Raw genomic sequence first — 19285 nt, 5'->3', positions numbered from 1 at the left:
ATAGAGGGGGGGAGCTTTCTTGGAGTATTTGAACGAGTGGGTTTTCAACATCATTATTTTTTTAATTCTTGCCATGATTGTTGACATGCTTCTTCCTGATTCAAGTATGAAAAAATACACAAAACTCGCAACCGGGCTGCTTCTAATGGCTATTATTTTAACTCCAATCTTAAAATTAGTTTCTACCGATTTTGAAAAAGTGCTTGCATCCTTTAGTACAAATATGGATATAGAAGATTCATCCACTGAAAATTTATTGAAAACGAAAAAAAAAGAGATACAAGCTTCACAGCATGCATATATATTAGAGCAAATGGCTGTCCAAATGAAAAAAATGGTAGAAAAGGAGTTGAGTGAGAAGTATAGCTTAGATATTAATAAAATCCAGATTTTCGCCAAACCAAATAGTGATGGAACAATCAACGAATTAGATAATGTGGTCGTTTATCTAACGCCTTCAGAAAAGTCGATCAAAGCCATTCAGCCAGTAAATGTTACTTTTCAAGAAACAGATGCAAAAGTGGATACAACCGACTACGAAACAATCAAATCAATGTTCTCTTCCAACTGGGAAATACAAGAATCATTGATTGAACTTGTTTCGAGGGAGGAACTAGGAAATGAAGAATAAACATTCAAATCCGATTGATTGGTTAAAAGAAAAATTATTCGTTAATAAAACTCCTAACGAAAAAAACAAAGTAAAGCCATATTATCTGCTTTTTCTACTTATTTTAGGCGCTCTATTTATGATGTTGGGTACGATTTGGAAAGAGACAGGTGATCGTCCTAATGAAGCTGTTTTTAACGAAAACAACGGAGATCAGAATAGTTCAGAAACATTTGGAGTAAAGAAATCAGACAATAACGATGGCATGAAGGTTTTTGAAGAGCAATATGAAAACCAGCTTAAAGAAGCGCTCGAGGAGATTGTAGGTGTTCATAGTGTAACCGTCATCGTAAATGTTCAAGCAACAGAAAGAAAGGTGTATGAAAAAAACACCATTTTAAAAAATCAAACGACACATGAAGAAGATGAAAAAGGTGGACAGCGTCAAATAGAGGATCAATCAAAAGAAGATCAACTCGTCATAATCCGGGAAGGCGAAAAGGATATCCCTCTCGTTATGGAAACGAGGAAACCTGAAATAAAGGGAGTTCTAGTAGTTGCCGGTGGTGCCGAAAACATACAGGTAAAAAAATGGATTATTGAAGCGGTAACACGGGTTTTAGATGTTCCAAGCCATAAAGTTGCAGTCATGCCTAAAAAATCAAAGGGGGATTCTTAATGCTTTTAAAAAAGCAAACTGTTTGGCTCTTAACAATGCTTAGTCTCGTTGTCGTCTTGTCCGTTTACTACGTTACATCCGAACCAGCTGTAAAGGATATAGCAACAAACGGGGAAAATGCTTCTGATACGAGCGGAAAGATGAATGATGAAGATATGAAAGTAATTACAGAGGCTTCAGGCGACGAAGCATACGAAGCAGTCCGTCTAAATCTAATGGACAAACGAAGTAAAGAGAAGGATGAATTAACGACACAAGTAGCAGCACCTGACTTAACAGCTGATGAAAAAAATAAATTATATGACCAGATGAAAGATATTGATACAATGGGAGTAAAGGAAAGAACGCTAGAAAGTTATATTAAAACATTAGGGTATAGCGACTCTCTTGTCAGAATTGAAGATAATCAAGTATACGTTACTGTTAAAGCAGACGAGCATTCGAAAGCTAATGCAGTCGAAATCCTTAGACTTGTCAGAGATGAAATGGGAACTCAATTTATTCCAACGGTTGAATTTGATACGAAATAAGTGTATGGCGGACGGGAATATACCCATCCGTCGTTTTCTTTTTATATTTTAGGCTACCCTAAAAATAACCTGTAAGTTAATATATCTCGCTATGTCTTAGCTGCATACTCCAGTCTCTAGACGTCATTAACGAGAAGCAACAAGAGCCCAAAAAGCGATTTATTCGTCAAAACATTTACTCATCGGAGGCTTCGTTGAGCCTTCTTACTCCCTCATTCGTCTAAGCTTATCGGCGATGAGAAAAGAGAATGATGGGAGCGGAAATCAAAGGTATAATTTCCCAGACATTACCACGAAATGATAAAAAAATATTACATTCCGTCTTCATCATTGAATTTTTATAAGGTATTATATTATGATGTTAGGAGCTACTCATTATTTTGAAGGAGTGTCACTTATGTTAAAAATTCAAGAAATTCGTGAAATCATAAAATTAATTGATCAATCTGATATTGAGGAATTCAGTTTCGAGCATGAAGGTTCAAAAATTAACTTAAAGAAACGTACAGGTTTTGTACCTGTTGCACAGCAACAACCTATTGTTCAACAGCCAGTAACAGTTCAACCACCAGTACAAGCTGTAGTTGAAACGCCAGCTGCTGCTCCTGAGAAGGTTGAAGCAAAAATAGAAGGTACTACGAATAACGAAAACTATCTTCAAGTTGTTTCTCCAATGGTTGGAACGTTCTATCAATCACCAACTCCAGATAGTCCAGCTTATGTGCAAATCGGATCTCAAGTTAAAGCAGATACGGTTGTTTGCATTGTTGAAGCGATGAAGTTATTTAATGAAATTGAGGCAGAAGTAGATGGAGAGATTGTGGAAGTCCTTGTAAAAAATGGCGAACTTGTTGAGTATGGACAACCATTATACTTAGTAAAGCCAAGATAAGGAGCGTTTCCTATGATAAAAAAAGTATTAATCGCAAATAGAGGAGAAATAGCTGTTCGAATTATTCGAGCTTGTAAAGAATTAGATATTGAGACTGTTGCAGTCTATTCAGAAGCAGATCGTGAAGCACTGCATGTTCAATTAGCTGATGAAGCGTATTGCATTGGTCCAAAATTGTCTAGAGACAGCTATTTAAATACGGCAAATGTGATAAGTGTTGCAAAGCTAACGAATTGTGATGCGATACATCCGGGGTATGGATTTTTAGCTGAGAACGCAGACTTCGCTGATCTTTGCCGTTTATGCAATATTATTTTCATTGGACCGAGTCCTGAAGCTATTTCAAAAATGGGTACTAAAGATGTCGCCCGCGAAACGATGAAAGCTGCCGGTGTACCAATTGTTCCTGGTTCAAATGGAATTATTAATGACTCTGATGAGGCCCTTGAAATTTCTGAAAAAATTGGGTATCCAGTCATTATCAAAGCTACGGCAGGAGGCGGAGGGAAAGGAATCCGCGTTGCTAAGGACAAAGAAGAATTGATTAAAGGGATTAATATTACCCAGCAGGAAGCGTTAACTGCATTCGGCAATCCAGGTGTATACATAGAAAAGTATATTGAAGACTTTAGGCATGTTGAAATCCAAGTAATTGGTGATAATTTTGGCAATGTTATACATCTGGGTGAACGTGATTGTTCAATTCAAAGAAGACTACAAAAATTACTTGAAGAAACGCCATCACCAGCACTAGACTCTGAAACACGGGAATTGATGGGGGAAGCAGCAGTTAAAGCTGCCAAGGCTGTTGAATATTCAGGTGCTGGAACGATTGAATTTATTTACGACCATAGGAATCGTAAGTTTTATTTCATGGAGATGAATACGCGTATTCAAGTTGAACATCCCGTTACTGAAATGGTGACAGGAGTCGATCTTATAAAAGAAATGATTCGTGTAGCATCAGGTGAGAAATTATCTCTAACACAAGAACAGGTTGAATTCAGTGGCTGGTCAATTGAATGCAGAATTAACGCAGAAAACCCTGAGAAAAACTTTCTCCCTTCAGCTGGAAAAATTGAAATGTACTTGCCGCCAGGTGGGTATGGAGTTCGCGTAGATTCTGGAGCATATCCTGGCTATACAATTCCGCCATATTATGATTCAATGATAGCAAAGGTTATATCATATGGGGCTACGCGTGAAGAAGCTATTGCTAGAATGAAAAGAGCCCTTTCAGAGTTTGTGATCGAAGGAATCAAAACAACGATTCCATTCCATTTGAATTTGCTTGAAAATGAAACATTTGTAGGTGGAGATTTCAATACAAAGTTTCTTGAAATTCATGATGTAATGCATCAAAAATAAGCGGAGGTGTTTTAAATGGAGGAGAATTTGAACATGCTTGAAATGACACAGGAAAATGGTCATAATCATGGGAAAATCGAAATTGCTCCGGAAGTAATTGAAGTAATCGCAGGAATAGCAGCTTCAGAAGTTGAGGGTGTCGCTCAAATGCGTGGAAATTTTGCGACAGGAGTTGTTGAAAGACTCGGCAAAAAAAACCACGGTAAAGGGATCAGAGTAGAGCTATCAGATGAAGGAATCAAAGTAGATGTGTATTGCTTAATGAATTTTGGTGTTTCCATTCCTACAGTTGCTCAAAAGGTTCAAGACAATATCCGTCAAACGCTATATAATATGACAGCACTTGAAGCTGAAGAAGTCAATGTCCATATTGTAGGTGTAGCTTTTGAGACTCAAAAGCAGGAAAGCCAAGAATTTGAGGAGCAATAATTAGACAGCGGAATAGCTTGCCAATCGACGTTCCATTCTTGTCCAAAGCCTTGCGATTTAAGGCAGGGGAAGCCAAGAAGTGTGCTAGTCGATAGGGTGCTTTCGCTGGTCGGGACCTATTTCTTGAAAAATGATCGACAAGGTTCCCATTTTATAGTTTCGTAAGTAAGAATAAAAGCCAGAGGAGATTCCTTTGGCTTTTTCAATCATTAAAAGGAGTACAACATACATGAAAAGAAGAATGGCTCGTGAAAAAGCTTTGCAAGCCTTGTATCAAATTGATATTAGTGGAGCTGAAACTTCTCACGCAATCGAATTTGTCTTAGAAGACCAAAAAGCGGATTTATTTTTACAAGATTTAGTAGAAGGAACATTGAAGCATCTTCATGAGATTGATCAGGAGATTAGCAAGCATTTAGAAAATTGGTCATTCGATCGACTATCTAAAGTAGATGCAAATATTTTAAGGCTTGCCATTTATGAAATGAAATATAACGAAGATGTCCCTGATAACGTAGCGATCAATGAAGCTGTTGAGATTGCAAAAACATTTGGTGATGACAAATCTGGAAAGTTTATTAATGGAATATTATCGAAGGTAAAGGGAGAATAGACAGGGGGAATCGTGATGCCAGCAACAATTATTGATGGAAGAGAAATATCAAATCATATCCGAACAGGGCTAGAACAAGAAGTTACCAAGCTAACTGCAGATGGAATTAAGCCGGGACTAGCTGTTATTTTAGTTGGAAACAATCAAGCATCAAGAACTTATGTCACTTCGAAACAAAAGAGTTGTAAAGCAATTGGTATGCATTCAGAGCTAATTGAGCTTTCTGAAGATGTTGAAGAGCAAGTATTATTGAATGAGATTGAGACATTAAATAATCGAGATGACATCCATGGAATATTAGTTCAACTACCACTTCCAGCTCACATTTCGGAAACCAAAGTGATCGAAACTATTTCTCCGAATAAAGATGTTGATGGATTCCATCCCGTTAATATTGGAAAAATGATGACGGGACAGGATACTTTCCTGCCTTGCACTCCTTTCGGTGTATTAGAAATGTTAAAATACATGGAACTTCCAATCGAAGGGAAAAATGCTGTCATTGTCGGAAGAAGCAATATCGTTGGAAAGCCTGCGGGCCAATTATTATTAAATGAAAATGCGACTGTTACGTATTGCCATTCAAAAACGGCGAATCTTGCCTCTGTTACGAAGGAAGCAGACATTTTGGTAGCTGCTATCGGACGAGCCAAAATGCTAACCGCAGATTATGTAAAAGAAGGTGCCGTAGTCATCGATGTAGGAATGAATCGTGACGATCATGGTAAATTATGCGGTGACGTTGATTACAATGATGTTTTTGAAAAGGCAGGCTACATTACTCCTGTTCCAGGTGGGGTTGGGCCAATGACCATTACGATGTTATTATACAATACTGTAAAATCAGCTCAAAATGTACTTTCCAATCGTAATTCAGGTAAATAAATAGTAACATAAAGATAACTTACAAAAGAAGCTGACATCCTAAAGAGATTGGATGCAGCTTTTCTTTCTGAGGTGTTGAATATGACTGAACGGCAATATTTATCCGTAAAAGCTTTAACAAAATATGTAAAACGAAAATTTGATGTAGATCCACATTTATCAAATGTATATGTAAAAGGTGAAATTTCGAATTTTAAAAGACATTCAAGTGGGCACCTTTATTTTACTTTAAAGGATGAATCAGCAAGAATAATGGCTGTTATGTTTTCATCTTCCTCGCAGTCTATGAAATTTACTCCTGAAAACGGGATGAATGTATTAATTCGTGGAAGCATAACGGTATACGAGTCGAGCGGACAATACCAAATATACGTTCAAGAAATGCTGCCAGATGGTATTGGAGAACTATTCCTTGCATATGAGCAGTTAAAAAACAAACTGGAACTAGAAGGTTTATTTCATCCCGATAGAAAAAAACCGATCCCTATGTATCCAAAAAAGATTGGCATCATCACATCACCAACTGGAGCTGCGATTAGAGATATCATTACGACCATTAACCGAAGATATCCAATCGGGAAACTTATTATTCTTCCTGTACTAGTACAAGGTAAACAGGCATCTGCATCGATTGCCGATGCAATAAAAAAAGCTAATGATCTATCAGTGGCAGATGTCCTAATCGTAGGGAGGGGCGGAGGCTCCATTGAAGAATTATGGGCATTTAACGAAGAAAACGTAGCAAGAGCAATATATAAATCACGTATTCCCATTATTTCGGCTGTAGGTCATGAAACAGATTTTACAATTGCTGATTTCGTTGCCGATGTAAGAGCTGCTACGCCAACAGGAGCTGCGGAGCTTGCTGTGCCACATATTGAGGAGCTAATGGAACGACTTCTTAATCGAAAAAATCGACTTTATCGTGGGATGGCTGAAATTACGAAAGAAAAAAGAGGTAAACTAAACCTATTAGAAAATTCCTATATATTACGAAATCCAAGAAAGTTATATGAGCAAAAATGGGAATCTGTTGACAGAATGACCGATAGATTGCAAAGAGGTCAAGAAAAAATTCTGTTTCAAAAGATGGATCAATTTCAACGACTACATAAAATTTTGGCCACTCATCACCCTGCAATGAAACTGCAAATGCATAAAGAAAAGTTTATTAGAATCAAGCAGCAACTATTGCAACAAGCAAAAATGGTTTTGCATCAAAAATCAAGTGAGTTTTCTACAAAAGTTGCTACATTGGAAGCGTTAAGTCCATTAAATATATTAAAAAGAGGCTATAGTGTTGCCTATACAGAGTCTGGAAATATTGTGAATAAGACCGATAAAGCCAATATAGGTGAAAAGATTACTTTACAAGTTACAGATGGGGAGTTTTTTTGTACAATTGATCATATAGAAAAAGGTGAAAATGATGGCTGAAAAATTAACATTTGAAGAAGCGATGAACAAGCTAGAAAAAATTGTCGTGCGCCTTGAAGAAGGAGATATTCCATTAGAGGAAGCGTTAGAAATATATAAAAAAGGGATCAAGTATTCAAAGCTTTGTCACGATAAACTGAAGAAAGCTGAACAGCAGCTTACGAAAATATTGACCGATGATGGAGAGGAAGATTTTCTTCTTCAAGAGGAGGATTAAGCTTGACAGTCCAACACGAGACATTCATATCCAAGTATAAAGATATACTTGAAAAGGAGCTATCTGCATCCATTCATAAGCTAAACGCTCCACAGGCATTAAAAGGTGCAATGTTGTATTCATTAACTGCAGGAGGAAAAAGGATTCGGCCGATTCTCCTTTTTGCTGCAATCGATGCTTATGAAAAAAATCCTGAAAAGGGCTTATCAACGGCCTGTGCATTGGAAATGATCCATACATATTCTTTAATCCATGATGATCTCCCATGTATGGACGATGATGATTTAAGGCGTGGTAAACCTACCAATCATAAAATATTTGGGGAAGCCCTTGCTATATTAGCTGGAGACGGACTTTTGACATATAGCTTTCAACTTATTGCGGAAGATGAGCATTTAGATCATCACCAAAAAATATGGCTGATGAAAATGTTATCAACTTGTGCTGGTCCAGAAGGAATGGTTGGAGGTCAGGTTGCAGATATCCAAGCGGAAAATCAAGAATTGCATTTGAAGGAATTAGAATACATCCATAATCATAAAACAGGGCGCCTTCTCACTTACAGCATTATTGCAGGAGCGAAAATAGCCGGCGCAACAGAAGATGAACTGGATCTATTCGAGAAATTTTCTCGCCATCTTGGACTCGCTTTTCAAATTAGTGACGACATCCTAGATGTGATCGGTGACGAAAAAATCACAGGGAAACGGATCGGCAGTGATATTGAAAAAAAGAAAAGCACATACCCATCTTTACTTTCTCTTGAAGGAGCAAAAGAACATTTAGCTCATCATATTCACGAAGCAAAAGAGACGCTTTCTAAAACAAACCTAAAAACAGACTTACTACAATACCTTACGGATGTTGTAGCGGGGAGAGATCGATAATTTCGATTCATTCCAATTTTCTTATAGTAATATTTTCTAATTGGTTTCCCCTAAAATTCACCCAATATCATAACTAAGTGGATTTTAGGGGATTTTATTCTTGATAAAAGAAGTTTTCATGGCAGTTTAGTCCATATTCATTCTCCCGTATTTAATCTTCAATTTGCTCAGGAGAAGGGATTGGAAAATTAAATTCTATTTTTTCATTGTTTATAAAAAGTGGGATGTAACATTCTAAATCCTCAAATAGCTTGATGTCTTTTAAAAAGTATGTTGCTTCAAAAGTGGATTCCTTTCCAGCTGAAAAAGAGAAAATAACCGTTTCATCTTCATTTTTTCCTACATCATCATTCAAACCATATCCTGACAAGGGAAAGTGCTCTTTCGGATTCCTCAATTGGAGAACATTTTCCGATGTATCTTCATTTTTCCTTAGTGTTAGTATAGCAGGAGAGTTCTCTTGATTTTCAAGTTTGAAGTACACTGTAAGTAGTTGTGAATTCCATTCATAGCTGTAATTGACTTGATATAATATCAATCTAACACCGTTGGTTTCTTGAGTTTCATTTAGCCCAACCGACAAATTATATTCCTTTTCATTTTTATTATACCAAAAGTGATTGAAAAGAAGGGAGCATCCAGCTAATAGTACTGCGTAAAAGAATATAATTAACCATAATTCTTTTTTCATCATTTACTGCCTTTCTGTACCTCAGATACCATTTGTTTAAAAATCTTATAAACACCTTCTTGCTTGATAACATCTAAATCAGCATATTTTCCGCCAGCTAATAATGAGATGACCTTAGGCTGCGATCCATACAAAAACGAAAGCACATGAATATAGTCCTCATCTTGCTGGATTAATAATGGTCCTATTTCCGGGTCAGTTATCTGCTGAAGGTCCACTCCGTCCCGGGCAGCAGAGTCACGCATCCTCTTTAGCCAGGACTCTAGATTATCGGACTGTTTATAATGTTCTAGTTGCATTATCATATTTCCTGTCTCTCTCTCTAGTTCTTTATAATTCCCAACAGTTATGTTCAACGGTCCATATTCGCCGCTCTGTTCTTTCGGGACATAAATCATTTCAGCTTCTGCTTGTTGAAAAACCTCCCATCCAGCAGGGATGCTCACTGTAACAGATTTGGAAAATATTTTTGCGTTTGATAACGATACAGCTGATACTATCGCCACAAGGAAAATACCAACTATAAACCATCTACGATTTTCTTTACGAAATGAACGTATCATCTTCATTCTCCTCATCATTTGAGATTTGGTGGAAATAAAATTTGCTACTCTCGGAAATTGCGGTAAATCCATATTACTTTGAATTACTTTTAATATGGTGTATCCATACACCACTGGGTCATCACTCCCAATTTTTGATAGGGCAAAGGCATCGCTCGAAAGCTCCTGATCTTCACGCATGCGAGAGTAACAATACCAAAGTAAAGGATTGAACCAGTGAAGCAGCAACATAATCATCATTAACCAATTGATACCAATATCGCGATGCTTAAAATGTGCCAACTCATGATAAAAAATACAGGTTAAATCTTTCTTACTATACTCCTGCAACTGTTCGGAAGGCAGAATTAACTTTGGCCTCCACAAACCGTATAATGCAGGAGAAAATATTGCGGGGCTTGCCATAAGTTGAATGTCATAATTAGTTTTTGATTTCTGTTTACAAATATTAAATAGTTCTAGAACAGAAGTATCCGAAATTGATATAGCGGAATGTAGACATTTGCTGAATTGACGATTAGAGCGATAAAGCTGAATGATTCCAATTACCATGCCAGCCAGCCATATAAAAGCGGCAATTATAATTATAGGATGAAGATTACTTGAAGTGGGATTCCCGGAAGTTGTATTTGTATCTAGTTCTGTTCTTGGTTGAAGGGTTACAAATGATGGCTCAGAATAAAGGGTATGATTTAATTGAAAGGGTATAGATACATCGGATTTACTCGGCGTAAATAAGTTAAATAAACTGAAGGAGCTCTCAGGTATCCAAGGTAGCATTAGCCGTATGACAAGGATGAGCCAAAGCGAGACGAACCATCTAGGTTGAAGTTTTTTCTTGAATAAAGTACGGATCATTAAAATAAATATAGCGATTATACTCGATAGTAAGGAAGTAACAAGCGTCCATTTAAAACAATGAACGAGTATGGTAAGAAACTGTTCCATCTCAATCCCTCCTTTCGTCAAGTAAACGCTTTAATTCTTCGACATCATCTTGGGACAGTTTATTGGTCTTAACTAAATGAACAAGCATAGGTTGAAGCGATCCACCGAAAATTCTATGCAAAAAAGATTCAGATTCGTTTTTTATACTCTCTTCTTCTGAAACAAGTGCAAAGTATCGATGTTTTCTTCCTTCTTGCTGATAACCAACTACTTTTTTATTCACTAAACGGGTGACAAGCGTTTGAATCGTTTTCGGTTTCCAGTCCGTGCTTTGCGTGAGCTCATAAATAATTTCACTCATCGTTAAAGAATCGGATTTCCAAAACACCTGCATAACAAACCATTCTGCTTCAGTAATTTTTGGAGCTTCTTCCTTCACTTTTTCACCTCCAAGGGATTACAACTGTAAGTTTAATTTTAATTTACTTAAAATTCTAAAAAATGTCAACAGATTTAGCAAAAGAATTTATAGTATTTTTTAAAAAAAAGTCTTTCTATATATGGATAATTGAATATTACCTTTATTTACTCGGTGTAAATGATGTAAGCAAGGCAAAGTCACATACAACAGTTTGTCCGTAAGCTGAAGAGATGTTTTATTCGTTTGTCCAAATATAAATAAAATTGTCTACCACAATTACTGGTTCAATCTTATGATGGGGGAGAAATATCTTCTTACAAAACCTGCAAAACATAATTTACATGAAATGTAATAATCTTACGTATGCTCTTTTCTTCTCAAAAAGTTAATATCTTCTTGAGTATTTATTGTTTTAGCTTAATAAAACTGACCGCATGTCAAATTGAAGATAAATTGAAAATATGATATAATTTGAGCAGAATGTTGGATGGTGCAGTATTCTAGTCAATCTACCGGTTCTGAAGGTGGGCCTAAAAATTCACTAAAGGGCACATCGATGAAGTTCCTTGTTCCGGCTTGAGCCGCCCAGGCTTGGGTCGGAGCTGGGAGTAAAGGTGTAAGGGCGATCCACAAAGGCATGTGGGCGTAGACCCTTTACCGCGGAGGCTTCGTCCATTTCAGCTAGCTAAAATGCATATGCATGAAAAACGAAGTATAGACCTGCGACGTGATGAGGGCATCACAAGCAGCGTAGCCTGCCTTGAGTGAAGCTTGAGGGGATTATGGTTATAGGAATTCGGAACGGTTGGCCATCGTCCTGATTTCTTTCGTCCATATGAAATCGGTTTTGCAAAAGAGGCTAGGAATCAGGTTAAAGATTGTTGAGGAAATCTCCTAGACTGTTCCTTACGGACATAATATGAGGATTATAGTGCGGACTAAGTGGCAATCCAGTCTGACAGCTGGTGACACTGTCAAGATGAGTTTAATGGGAAACCACCAAGATGGCGACATCTGGTACTTGTCTGGGAAAACCTACTGGACCTAAGCCGTAATTTTTACTCTTATTATGGCCATCTAACCTATACTTACTGAAAATGGTGAAAAATTCTTTTATGAAAGAAATGGTAAATAAATCAATTAAATGGAGTATTAGTATAGCCGTTATCACATTTGTGCTAGCGGCTATTTTTTCAATCGCTTCTACTGGGGCCTTACATGGTGTATCATGGACCTTTGGACTTCTTGTTGTTCTTTTCATTGTCCTTATAGGAATTATTTTTGATATGATAGGAATAGCTTCCACAGCTGCTGATGAAACACCTTTTCACTCCATGGCTGCAAGGAAGGTCTATGGAGCGAAACATTCCATAAGGATTGTAAGGAATGCTGACAAATTCTCCAACTTCTGTAATGATGTCATTGGAGATATTTCAGGAATCATCAGTGGAACAGCAGCAGCACTCGTTATTATTCAACTTTCTAGTAGTATGGAAATAGCCAATAATTCGCCTTTAGAATATGGAATCAACGTTGGTTTGACGAGTTTGATTGCAGCTGTTACAGTAGGTGGGAAAGCATTCGGTAAATCATTTGCGATTAAATATTCCCGGGATATAATATTTCGTGTAGGGAAATTATTACAATTTCTAGAAGAAAAATTTCATATCACAATCATAAAGGACAATAAGAGAAAAAAAACAAAGAATAATTCCAAAAAACGAAAGTGAGTGGTCCTTTTGGATCTTTTATCAATTAAAGACCCTTCATTTCTCAAAAAAATGAATAATGCAGAACTTGAGGAATTAAGCTCAGAAATTAGGAAATTCCTCATAGAAAAATTATCAAAAACTGGTGGACATATTGGCCCCAACTTAGGTGTTGTCGAATTGACACTTGCCCTTCATAAATGCTTTAGCAGCCCACAAGATAAAATATTATGGGATGTTGGTCATCAATCGTATGTCCATAAAATATTAACAGGAAGAGCAGCTCAATTTGATAGCCTTAGACAATATAAAGGTCTATGCGGATTTCCTAAGATGTCTGAAAGTATTCATGATGTGTGGGAAACGGGTCATAGCTCTACATCGCTCTCCGCTGCTATGGGAATGGCGATTTCACGCGATATTAAAGGCGAATCCAATTTCGTGATCCCAGTAATTGGAGATGGAGCGCTTACTGGTGGTATGGCGCTTGAAGCTTTAAATCATATAGGGGATAGTCAAAAAAATATTACAGTTATACTGAATGATAATGAAATGTCCATCGCTCCTAATGTTGGTGCCCTTCATAACGTATTATCGAAATTAAGAACAGCAGGAAAATATAAATGGGCAAAAGATGAACTTGAGTATTTATTAAAGAAAATTCCTGCGGTTGGAGGAAAGCTAGCTTCTACTGCTGAAAAAGTGAAAGACAGCTTAAAGTACCTACTTACTTCAGGCGTATTTTTTGAGGAAATGGGATTTACGTATTTTGGTCCTATTGACGGTCATAATTTTAACGATTTGTTTGAAAACTTCCAGTACGCTAAGAAAACGGATGGACCTGTCCTTCTTCATGTCATCACGAAAAAAGGAAAAGGTTATAGTCCGGCGGAAGATGATCGAATTGGTACATGGCATGGAATTGGCCAATATAAAATTGAAACAGGCGATATAATAAAGTCCGTTAATTCAGCACCTTCTTGGAGTTCGCTTGTTAGTGAAACGGTTCGAAAGTTAGCTCGTAAAGATAAGAGGATTGTAGCAGTCACACCAGCTATGCCTGTTGGATCAAAACTTGAGAAATTTGCAGAAGAATTTCCAGATCGTTTTTTTGATGTTGGTATTGCCGAACAACATGCGGCCACAATGGCAGCGGGACTTGCTACGCAAAAAATGAAACCATTCCTTGCTATATATTCTACTTTCCTGCAAAGAGCTTATGATCAAGTCTTACACGATATATGCAGACAAAATTTGAATGTGTTTATCGGAGTTGATCGAGCTGGTCTTGTTGGTGCGGATGGAGAAACCCATCAAGGTGTATTTGACATTTCATTTTTAAGGCATTTACCTAATATGGTGTTAATGATGCCAAAGGATGAAAATGAGGGCCAACATATGGTGTATACCGCTTTGAAATACGACGACGGTCCTATTTCCTTAAGATTTCCTCGAGGAAATGGCTATGGGGTTCCGATGGATAGCGAGTTAAAACAAATTCCAATTGGGACGTGGGAAATTCTTAGAAAAGGAACGGATGCCACAATCCTGACTTTCGGAACTACAATCCCAATGGCAATGGAAGCAGCTTTAATATTGGAAAAGCAGGGAGTATCTGTCCAAGTAGTTAATGCTAGATTTATTAAGCCGCTTGATGAAGCGATGCTTTATAATATTTTTAAAAAAGGAATGCCAGTATTAACGATTGAAGAGGCGATTTTACAAGGTGGATTCGGAAGCGCCATATTGGAATATGCCCACGATCAAGGATTCCATAACGCAATGATTGAACGTGTTGGTATACCAGACAAATTCATCGAGCATGGCAACGTTAATGAACTTTTGAATGAGATTGGCATGACCACTGATAAAATTGCTTTAAAGCTTCATTCTATGTTGCCAGAGAAGAAAAAAAGGGCGTAACGTATGAAAATTAAAAAACAAAGACTTGATATTTTATTAGTCGAAAGAGGCTTAAGCGAGACTCGTGAAAAGGCTAAAAGGGCTATTATGGCCGGAATTGTTTTTTCTAATGAAACAAGACTTGATAAGCCCGGTGAAAAGGTAAATGAAGATATTCCCTTACAAATTAAAGGGAATATCTTACCTTATGTAAGTAGAGGCGGACTAAAGCTTGAAAAAGCATTAAAAGAATTTAATGTTAATGTTCAAAACAAGATTTTGCTTGATATAGGAGCTTCTACAGGCGGCTTTACAGACTGTGCATTACAAAATGGAGCTAAGTCGTCATATGCGCTTGATGTTGGCTATAATCAGCTCGCTTGGAAGTTAAGAAACGATCCACGTGTTGTTGTTATGGAAAGAACAAACTTCCGATATGTAAAGCCTTCCGATTTTATTAAAGAAATGCCGAACTTAGCTACCATTGATGTATCATTTATATCCTTAAAGCTAATTCTTCCAGTATTAAAACAACTACTCTGTAACGAAAGTGATATCATTGCTTTAATTAAACCACAATTTGAAGCAGGGAAAGATCAAGTTGGAAAAAAAGGAATTGTAAGAGACCCTAAAATACATGAAGAAGTGATTAGTAAGATTAAGGATTTTTCTCTTCAAGAAGGTTACGATGTCCTCAATCTTTCGTATTCTCCGATAACGGGTGGAGAAGGAAATATCGAATTTTTAATGCATTTACTATGGTCTGAAAACGATCAAATTGAAAAGCAAGGAACAGATCGTTTATCTGTAAGTATTCATGATATTGTCCAAGAAGCACATTTACAATTAAAAAACTAGCATAAAAAGGGCACTCCACAAGGATTGCCCTTTTTAATCTTATTTTTTATAATGAATAAATAAGTATAAAAATGCACGTGATTATTTTAAGGATGGGATGAATGATGACTAAAGGGCAACGTCATATTAAAATTCGTGAATTGATTGGAACTAAAGAAATTGAAACACAGGATGAGTTAGTCGAAAACTTAAAAAATGATGGCTATAACGTCACTCAAGCAACCGTTTCTAGAGATATAAAAGAACTTCACCTTGTCAAAGTTCCATTACCTGATGGTAGATACAAATATAGTTTACCTGCGGATCAACGCTTCAATCCACTTCAAAAATTAAAGCGTGCACTTACTGATTCTTTTGTTGGTATCGATTGTGCACAAAACCTACTCGTTATGAAAACTCTCCCTGGAAATGCTCAAGCAATTGGGGCATTGATTGATCATCTTGATTGGAATGAGATTATGGGAAGCATTTGTGGAGACGATACATGTCTGATTATTTGTCGAACAAATGAAGATGCGATTTCGATAAACAAGAAGTTTATAGAGATGCTGTAGGAAGTGAGGGGAAACACTCTTGTTACAAGAGCTATCTATCAAGAATTTTGCCATTATTGACCAAGTCACCGTCTCCTTTGAAAAAGGGTTAACCGTCCTTACAGGTGAAACCGGTGCAGGAAAATCTATTATTATTGACGCATTGCATTTACTAGTTGGTGGTCGTGGTTCAGCCGAATTTGTCCGACACGGTGAACATAAAGCAGATATTGAAGGGCTATTTTTCCTTGACAAAGACCACCCTTGTAATAAAAAGGCAGCTGAATTTGGGATTGAAATTGAAGAAGGCATGATGATTTTAAGGCGTGAAATCTCAAGTAGTGGAAAAAGTGTATGTAGGGTAAATGGTAAACTTATCACTATTTCAACTTTACGAGAAATAGGAAGTTCTTTAATTGATATTCATGGTCAGCACGAGCATCAGGAATTAATGGACGAGTCTTCCCATCTATCGTTATTGGATCAATATGGAAGTACTGAAATAGGACAAGCATTGAAAAATTATAGAGAAATTTATAGACAATATGATACAACGTTAAAAAAGATAAAACAGCTTAAGCTCAATGAACAAGAGATGGCACACCGGCTTGATTTATTACAATTTCAACTTCAAGAAATTCGTCAAGCTGATTTGAAAATGAATGAAGATGAAAGTTTACACGATGAAAGAAGACAACTAGCTAATTTTGAGAAAATATTTGCTGCGATAAAAGCTGGTTACGAAGGGCTCCAAGGGGAACAGCATGGACTTGATTTCATTAGTCATACAATGAGTCATTTGGAGACAGCAGCTGACATAGACAAGCAATATGAAGATGTTTTGGAATCAGTCGCTAATAGTTATTATTTATTGGAGGATGCAGCAGACAAACTAAGAAGTGAGCTAGAACGTTTAGAATTTGATCCAGAACGACTAAATGTGATCGAAGGAAGATTAAACGAAATTAACCAGTTGAAAAGAAAATACGGATCCTCTGTTTCAGAAATTCTTGAATATAGTTCAAAAATAGAAGAAGAAATAGAAATGCTAGTAAATCGAGATGCTCGAATTGGAGAACTTGAATCAAAACTTTCATCGCTTGAAGATGATTTGGCACTTGAAGGAAAACAGTTAAGTGATATAAGGAAAAAGTGGGCTGATAAATTAACAGCTGCAATCCATATGGAGTTAAAAGAGCTGTATATGGATAAAACCATTTTTGAACCAATTTTTATTAAGGATGCGGTAAATAATTCGGAATTTGGCAAAGATGGAATGGATGATGTCATCTTCTACATTTCCACTAATCCTGGAGAACCGTTAAAACCTTTATCAAAGGTAGCTTCAGGTGGGGAATTATCTCGAATGATGCTTGCATTAAAAACCATTTTTTCTAAACATCAAGGTATTACATCCATCATTTTTGATGAAGTTGACACAGGAGTAAGTGGAAGGGTTGCACAGGCAATTGCTGAGAAAATTTATCAAGTATCAAAACATTCTCAAGTACTTTGTATTTCACATCTCCCTCAAGTAGCTGCAATGGCAGATACTCATCTATTAATTTCAAAAGAAGCCATTTCAGGAAGAACAAGAACATCTTTGACGATTTTAGGAAAGAATGAAAAAATCTCAGAAATTGCTCGAATGATTTCAGGGGTCGAAATAACGGATTTAACAAAAAAACATGCAAAAGAATTACTAGATATTGCCTATACTATAAAGTTAACTTGAAAAGCTATCCTTCATTGGACAGCTTTTTTCCTTGCTTCCACTTATAAATGAACCTAAAGCAGGCTAAATTATAATTGTGGGCTAGAAAGCGAGGAGAGTGATCAAAAGGATGTTTGAAAATATTAGAAAAATAACAGGTGGAATTCTCCTTGTTTCACTTTTATTGCTAATTGTTTATAAGCCATTTCAACAATATCTGCAAATTCCAAGTCAAATTACCTTGTTTGAAGGACAGAAATATCATATTTCAAAAACAAAGGCAGTAAATGTTTCTGCACCTTCAACAAGTGAACATATTGATTTTGAAGAAAGTAAGCAAGCTGTTGCACTTCAAGGGAAACAAGCTGGTAAAGATAAAATATTTTTAGAAATGGCTGGGTTTCCTGTCAAGCAAGTCAACGTAAATGTCTTAAAGGACTTTAAAGTTTATGCCGGCGGTCAATCAATCGGAGTAAAATTAAATACTCTAGGTGTACTCGTAGTCGGACACCATTTAGTATCTGCGAATAATGAAAAACTATCTCCTGGTGAAGCAGCAGGGGTTAAAGTGGGAGACATAATAACGAAAATAAACGGGACAAAGATTAATCATATGGCTGAAATAGCTTCATTTGTGAATGAGGCTGGGAAACAAGGGAAAAAGCTCGAAATAACAATTCAAAGAGGTAAAGAAACGTTTGATGCATCTCTTGATCCTTTACTGGATGAAAAAGAAAAAACGTATAAATTAGGTTTGTATATACGTGATTCAGCTGCTGGTATAGGGACGATGACCTTTTATGATCCGAAAACGAAAAAGTATGGAGCTTTGGGACATGTCATTTCCGATATGGATACGAAAAAACCAATCGTTGTGGACGATGGACAAATTGTCAATTCAACCGTTACATCAATTGAAAAAGGAAAAAATGGAGCACCTGGGGAGAAGTTAGCTCGTTTTTCTTCAAATAAAAATGTAATCGGAAATATTAAGACGAATAGTCCATTTGGGATTTTTGGAGAACTAAAACAAAATATAAAAAATGGCATCATCGATAAGCCACTGCCGATCGCATTATCGAATCAAGTTCAAGAAGGTCCTGCAAAAATATTAACGGTAGTGGATGGAAATAAGGTGGAGCAATACGACATTGAGGTTGTTAGCACAATCCCACAAAAGTTTCCTGCTACAAAAGGCATGGTTATAAAAGTAGTGGATCCAAAATTACTAAGCAAAACTGGGGGCATCGTCCAAGGGATGAGTGGCAGTCCGATCATTCAAAATGGAAAAATCATTGGAGCGGTTACACATGTATTTGTAAATGACCCAACTTCTGGTTACGGTGTTCACATTGAATGGATGCTTCATGAAGCAGGGATCAATATTTACGATAAAAAATCTGAAAAAGCAAGTTGAGGGTGCTCACCCTCTTTTTTTTATTGTTTAAATGAGCCATAA

General features: G+C 36.8%; 20 protein-coding genes. 17 read left to right on the top strand and 3 right to left on the bottom strand.

The genetic code is table 11. The features are described 5' to 3' along the window. Positions 1 to 19 precede the first annotated feature (19 nt). The 11 genes from spoIIIAF to KHA93_RS08130 all read left to right on the top strand — a co-directional run bounded on the left by spoIIIAF (position 20) and on the right by KHA93_RS08130 (position 8547). Positions 20 to 631 carry a stage III sporulation protein AF gene (spoIIIAF, locus tag KHA93_RS08180; protein ID WP_213110296.1) on the top strand — a complete coding sequence of 204 codons (612 nt, stop codon included), beginning with the start codon at positions 20 to 22 and terminating at the stop codon, positions 629 to 631. Then, on the top strand, positions 621 to 1289 hold the full coding sequence (spoIIIAG, locus tag KHA93_RS08175) for a stage III sporulation protein AG (protein ID WP_213110295.1): 669 nt from the start codon (positions 621 to 623) through the stop codon (positions 1287 to 1289). The genes spoIIIAF and spoIIIAG overlap by 11 nt, the downstream gene beginning before the upstream one ends. Then, a complete protein-coding gene (locus tag KHA93_RS08170) occupies positions 1289 to 1819 on the top strand; it encodes a SpoIIIAH-like family protein (RefSeq protein ID WP_213110294.1) in 531 nt (176 codons plus the stop codon). Before spoIIIAG ends, KHA93_RS08170 begins: the two co-directional genes overlap by 1 nt. Before the next feature lie 397 nt (positions 1820 to 2216). Continuing rightward, the gene (gene accB, locus KHA93_RS08165; protein WP_213110293.1) at positions 2217 to 2711 is read left to right on the top strand and encodes an acetyl-CoA carboxylase biotin carboxyl carrier protein; all 495 of its coding nucleotides are present in this window, start codon (positions 2217 to 2219) and stop codon (positions 2709 to 2711) included. A 12-nt stretch (positions 2712 to 2723) separates the two neighbouring features. After that, a complete protein-coding gene (accC, locus tag KHA93_RS08160) occupies positions 2724 to 4079 on the top strand; it encodes an acetyl-CoA carboxylase biotin carboxylase subunit (protein WP_213110292.1) in 1356 nt (451 codons plus the stop codon). 15 nt (positions 4080 to 4094) lie between these two features. Beyond that, entirely contained in the window at positions 4095 to 4508 is a 414-nt protein-coding gene (locus KHA93_RS08155; RefSeq protein ID WP_213110291.1) for an Asp23/Gls24 family envelope stress response protein, read from the top strand. A 229-nt stretch (positions 4509 to 4737) separates the two neighbouring features. Further along, positions 4738 to 5121, top strand: coding sequence for a transcription antitermination factor NusB (gene nusB, locus KHA93_RS08150; protein WP_213110290.1), 384 nt, complete (start codon positions 4738 to 4740; stop codon positions 5119 to 5121). Between the two features lie 15 nt (positions 5122 to 5136). After that, complete coding sequence (folD, locus tag KHA93_RS08145) at positions 5137 to 6006, top strand: bifunctional methylenetetrahydrofolate dehydrogenase/methenyltetrahydrofolate cyclohydrolase FolD (protein ID WP_213110289.1); 870 nt, start codon at positions 5137 to 5139, stop codon at positions 6004 to 6006. Between the two features lie 81 nt (positions 6007 to 6087). Further along, positions 6088 to 7443, top strand: a complete 1356-nt coding sequence (gene xseA, locus KHA93_RS08140) for an exodeoxyribonuclease VII large subunit (protein WP_213110288.1) — start codon at positions 6088 to 6090, stop codon at positions 7441 to 7443. Next, entirely contained in the window at positions 7436 to 7660 is a 225-nt protein-coding gene (xseB, locus tag KHA93_RS08135) for an exodeoxyribonuclease VII small subunit (RefSeq protein WP_213110287.1), read from the top strand. The genes xseA and xseB overlap by 8 nt, the downstream gene beginning before the upstream one ends. Positions 7661 to 7662: 2 nt before the next feature. After that, positions 7663 to 8547, top strand: a complete 885-nt coding sequence (locus KHA93_RS08130) for a polyprenyl synthetase family protein (RefSeq protein ID WP_213110286.1) — start codon at positions 7663 to 7665, stop codon at positions 8545 to 8547. A 151-nt stretch (positions 8548 to 8698) separates the two neighbouring features. On the opposite strand, the gene KHA93_RS08125 is transcribed toward KHA93_RS08130, so the two are convergent. Genes KHA93_RS08125 through KHA93_RS08115 form a run of 3 tightly spaced genes read right to left on the bottom strand, consistent with a single transcriptional unit; the run spans position 8699 to position 11128 of the window. Next, complete coding sequence (locus KHA93_RS08125) at positions 8699 to 9241, bottom strand: hypothetical protein (RefSeq protein WP_213110285.1); 543 nt, start codon at positions 9239 to 9241, stop codon at positions 8699 to 8701. Then, positions 9238 to 10749: a M56 family metallopeptidase gene (locus KHA93_RS08120; protein ID WP_213110284.1), complete on the bottom strand. Its 1512-nt coding sequence runs from the start codon at positions 10747 to 10749 to the stop codon at positions 9238 to 9240. Before KHA93_RS08120 ends, KHA93_RS08125 begins: the two co-directional genes overlap by 4 nt. Position 10750: 1 nt before the next feature. Next, positions 10751 to 11128: a BlaI/MecI/CopY family transcriptional regulator gene (locus KHA93_RS08115; protein WP_349772270.1), complete on the bottom strand. Its 378-nt coding sequence runs from the start codon at positions 11126 to 11128 to the stop codon at positions 10751 to 10753. 1097 nt (positions 11129 to 12225) lie between these two features. Between KHA93_RS08115 and KHA93_RS08110 the strand changes: the two genes are divergently transcribed. The 6 genes from KHA93_RS08110 to spoIVB all read left to right on the top strand — a co-directional run bounded on the left by KHA93_RS08110 (position 12226) and on the right by spoIVB (position 19243). After that, positions 12226 to 12840, top strand: coding sequence for a hypothetical protein (locus KHA93_RS08110; RefSeq protein ID WP_213110283.1), 615 nt, complete (start codon positions 12226 to 12228; stop codon positions 12838 to 12840). Positions 12841 to 12849: 9 nt separating this feature from the next. Then, a complete protein-coding gene (gene dxs / locus KHA93_RS08105; RefSeq protein ID WP_213110282.1) occupies positions 12850 to 14742 on the top strand; it encodes a 1-deoxy-D-xylulose-5-phosphate synthase in 1893 nt (630 codons plus the stop codon). Between the two features lie 3 nt (positions 14743 to 14745). Further along, positions 14746 to 15579 carry a TlyA family RNA methyltransferase gene (locus KHA93_RS08100; RefSeq protein ID WP_213110281.1) on the top strand — a complete coding sequence of 278 codons (834 nt, stop codon included), beginning with the start codon at positions 14746 to 14748 and terminating at the stop codon, positions 15577 to 15579. Between the two features lie 104 nt (positions 15580 to 15683). Further along, a complete protein-coding gene (gene ahrC / locus KHA93_RS08095; protein WP_213112826.1) occupies positions 15684 to 16133 on the top strand; it encodes a transcriptional regulator AhrC/ArgR in 450 nt (149 codons plus the stop codon). 19 nt (positions 16134 to 16152) lie between these two features. Continuing rightward, on the top strand, positions 16153 to 17847 hold the full coding sequence (gene recN, locus KHA93_RS08090) for a DNA repair protein RecN (protein ID WP_213110280.1): 1695 nt from the start codon (positions 16153 to 16155) through the stop codon (positions 17845 to 17847). A gap of 109 nt (positions 17848 to 17956) precedes the next feature. Beyond that, positions 17957 to 19243 carry a SpoIVB peptidase gene (spoIVB, locus tag KHA93_RS08085; RefSeq protein ID WP_213110279.1) on the top strand — a complete coding sequence of 429 codons (1287 nt, stop codon included), beginning with the start codon at positions 17957 to 17959 and terminating at the stop codon, positions 19241 to 19243. Positions 19244 to 19285 lie beyond the last annotated feature (42 nt).

This window comes from Lederbergia citrisecunda, from assembly GCF_018343695.1.
In the GTDB taxonomy this organism is placed as follows: Bacteria; Bacillota; Bacilli; order Bacillales; family Bacillaceae_C; genus Lederbergia; species Lederbergia citrisecunda.
Note: the sequence above shows the minus strand (reverse complement) of the source record. Positions and strands in the feature narration are given on the sequence as shown.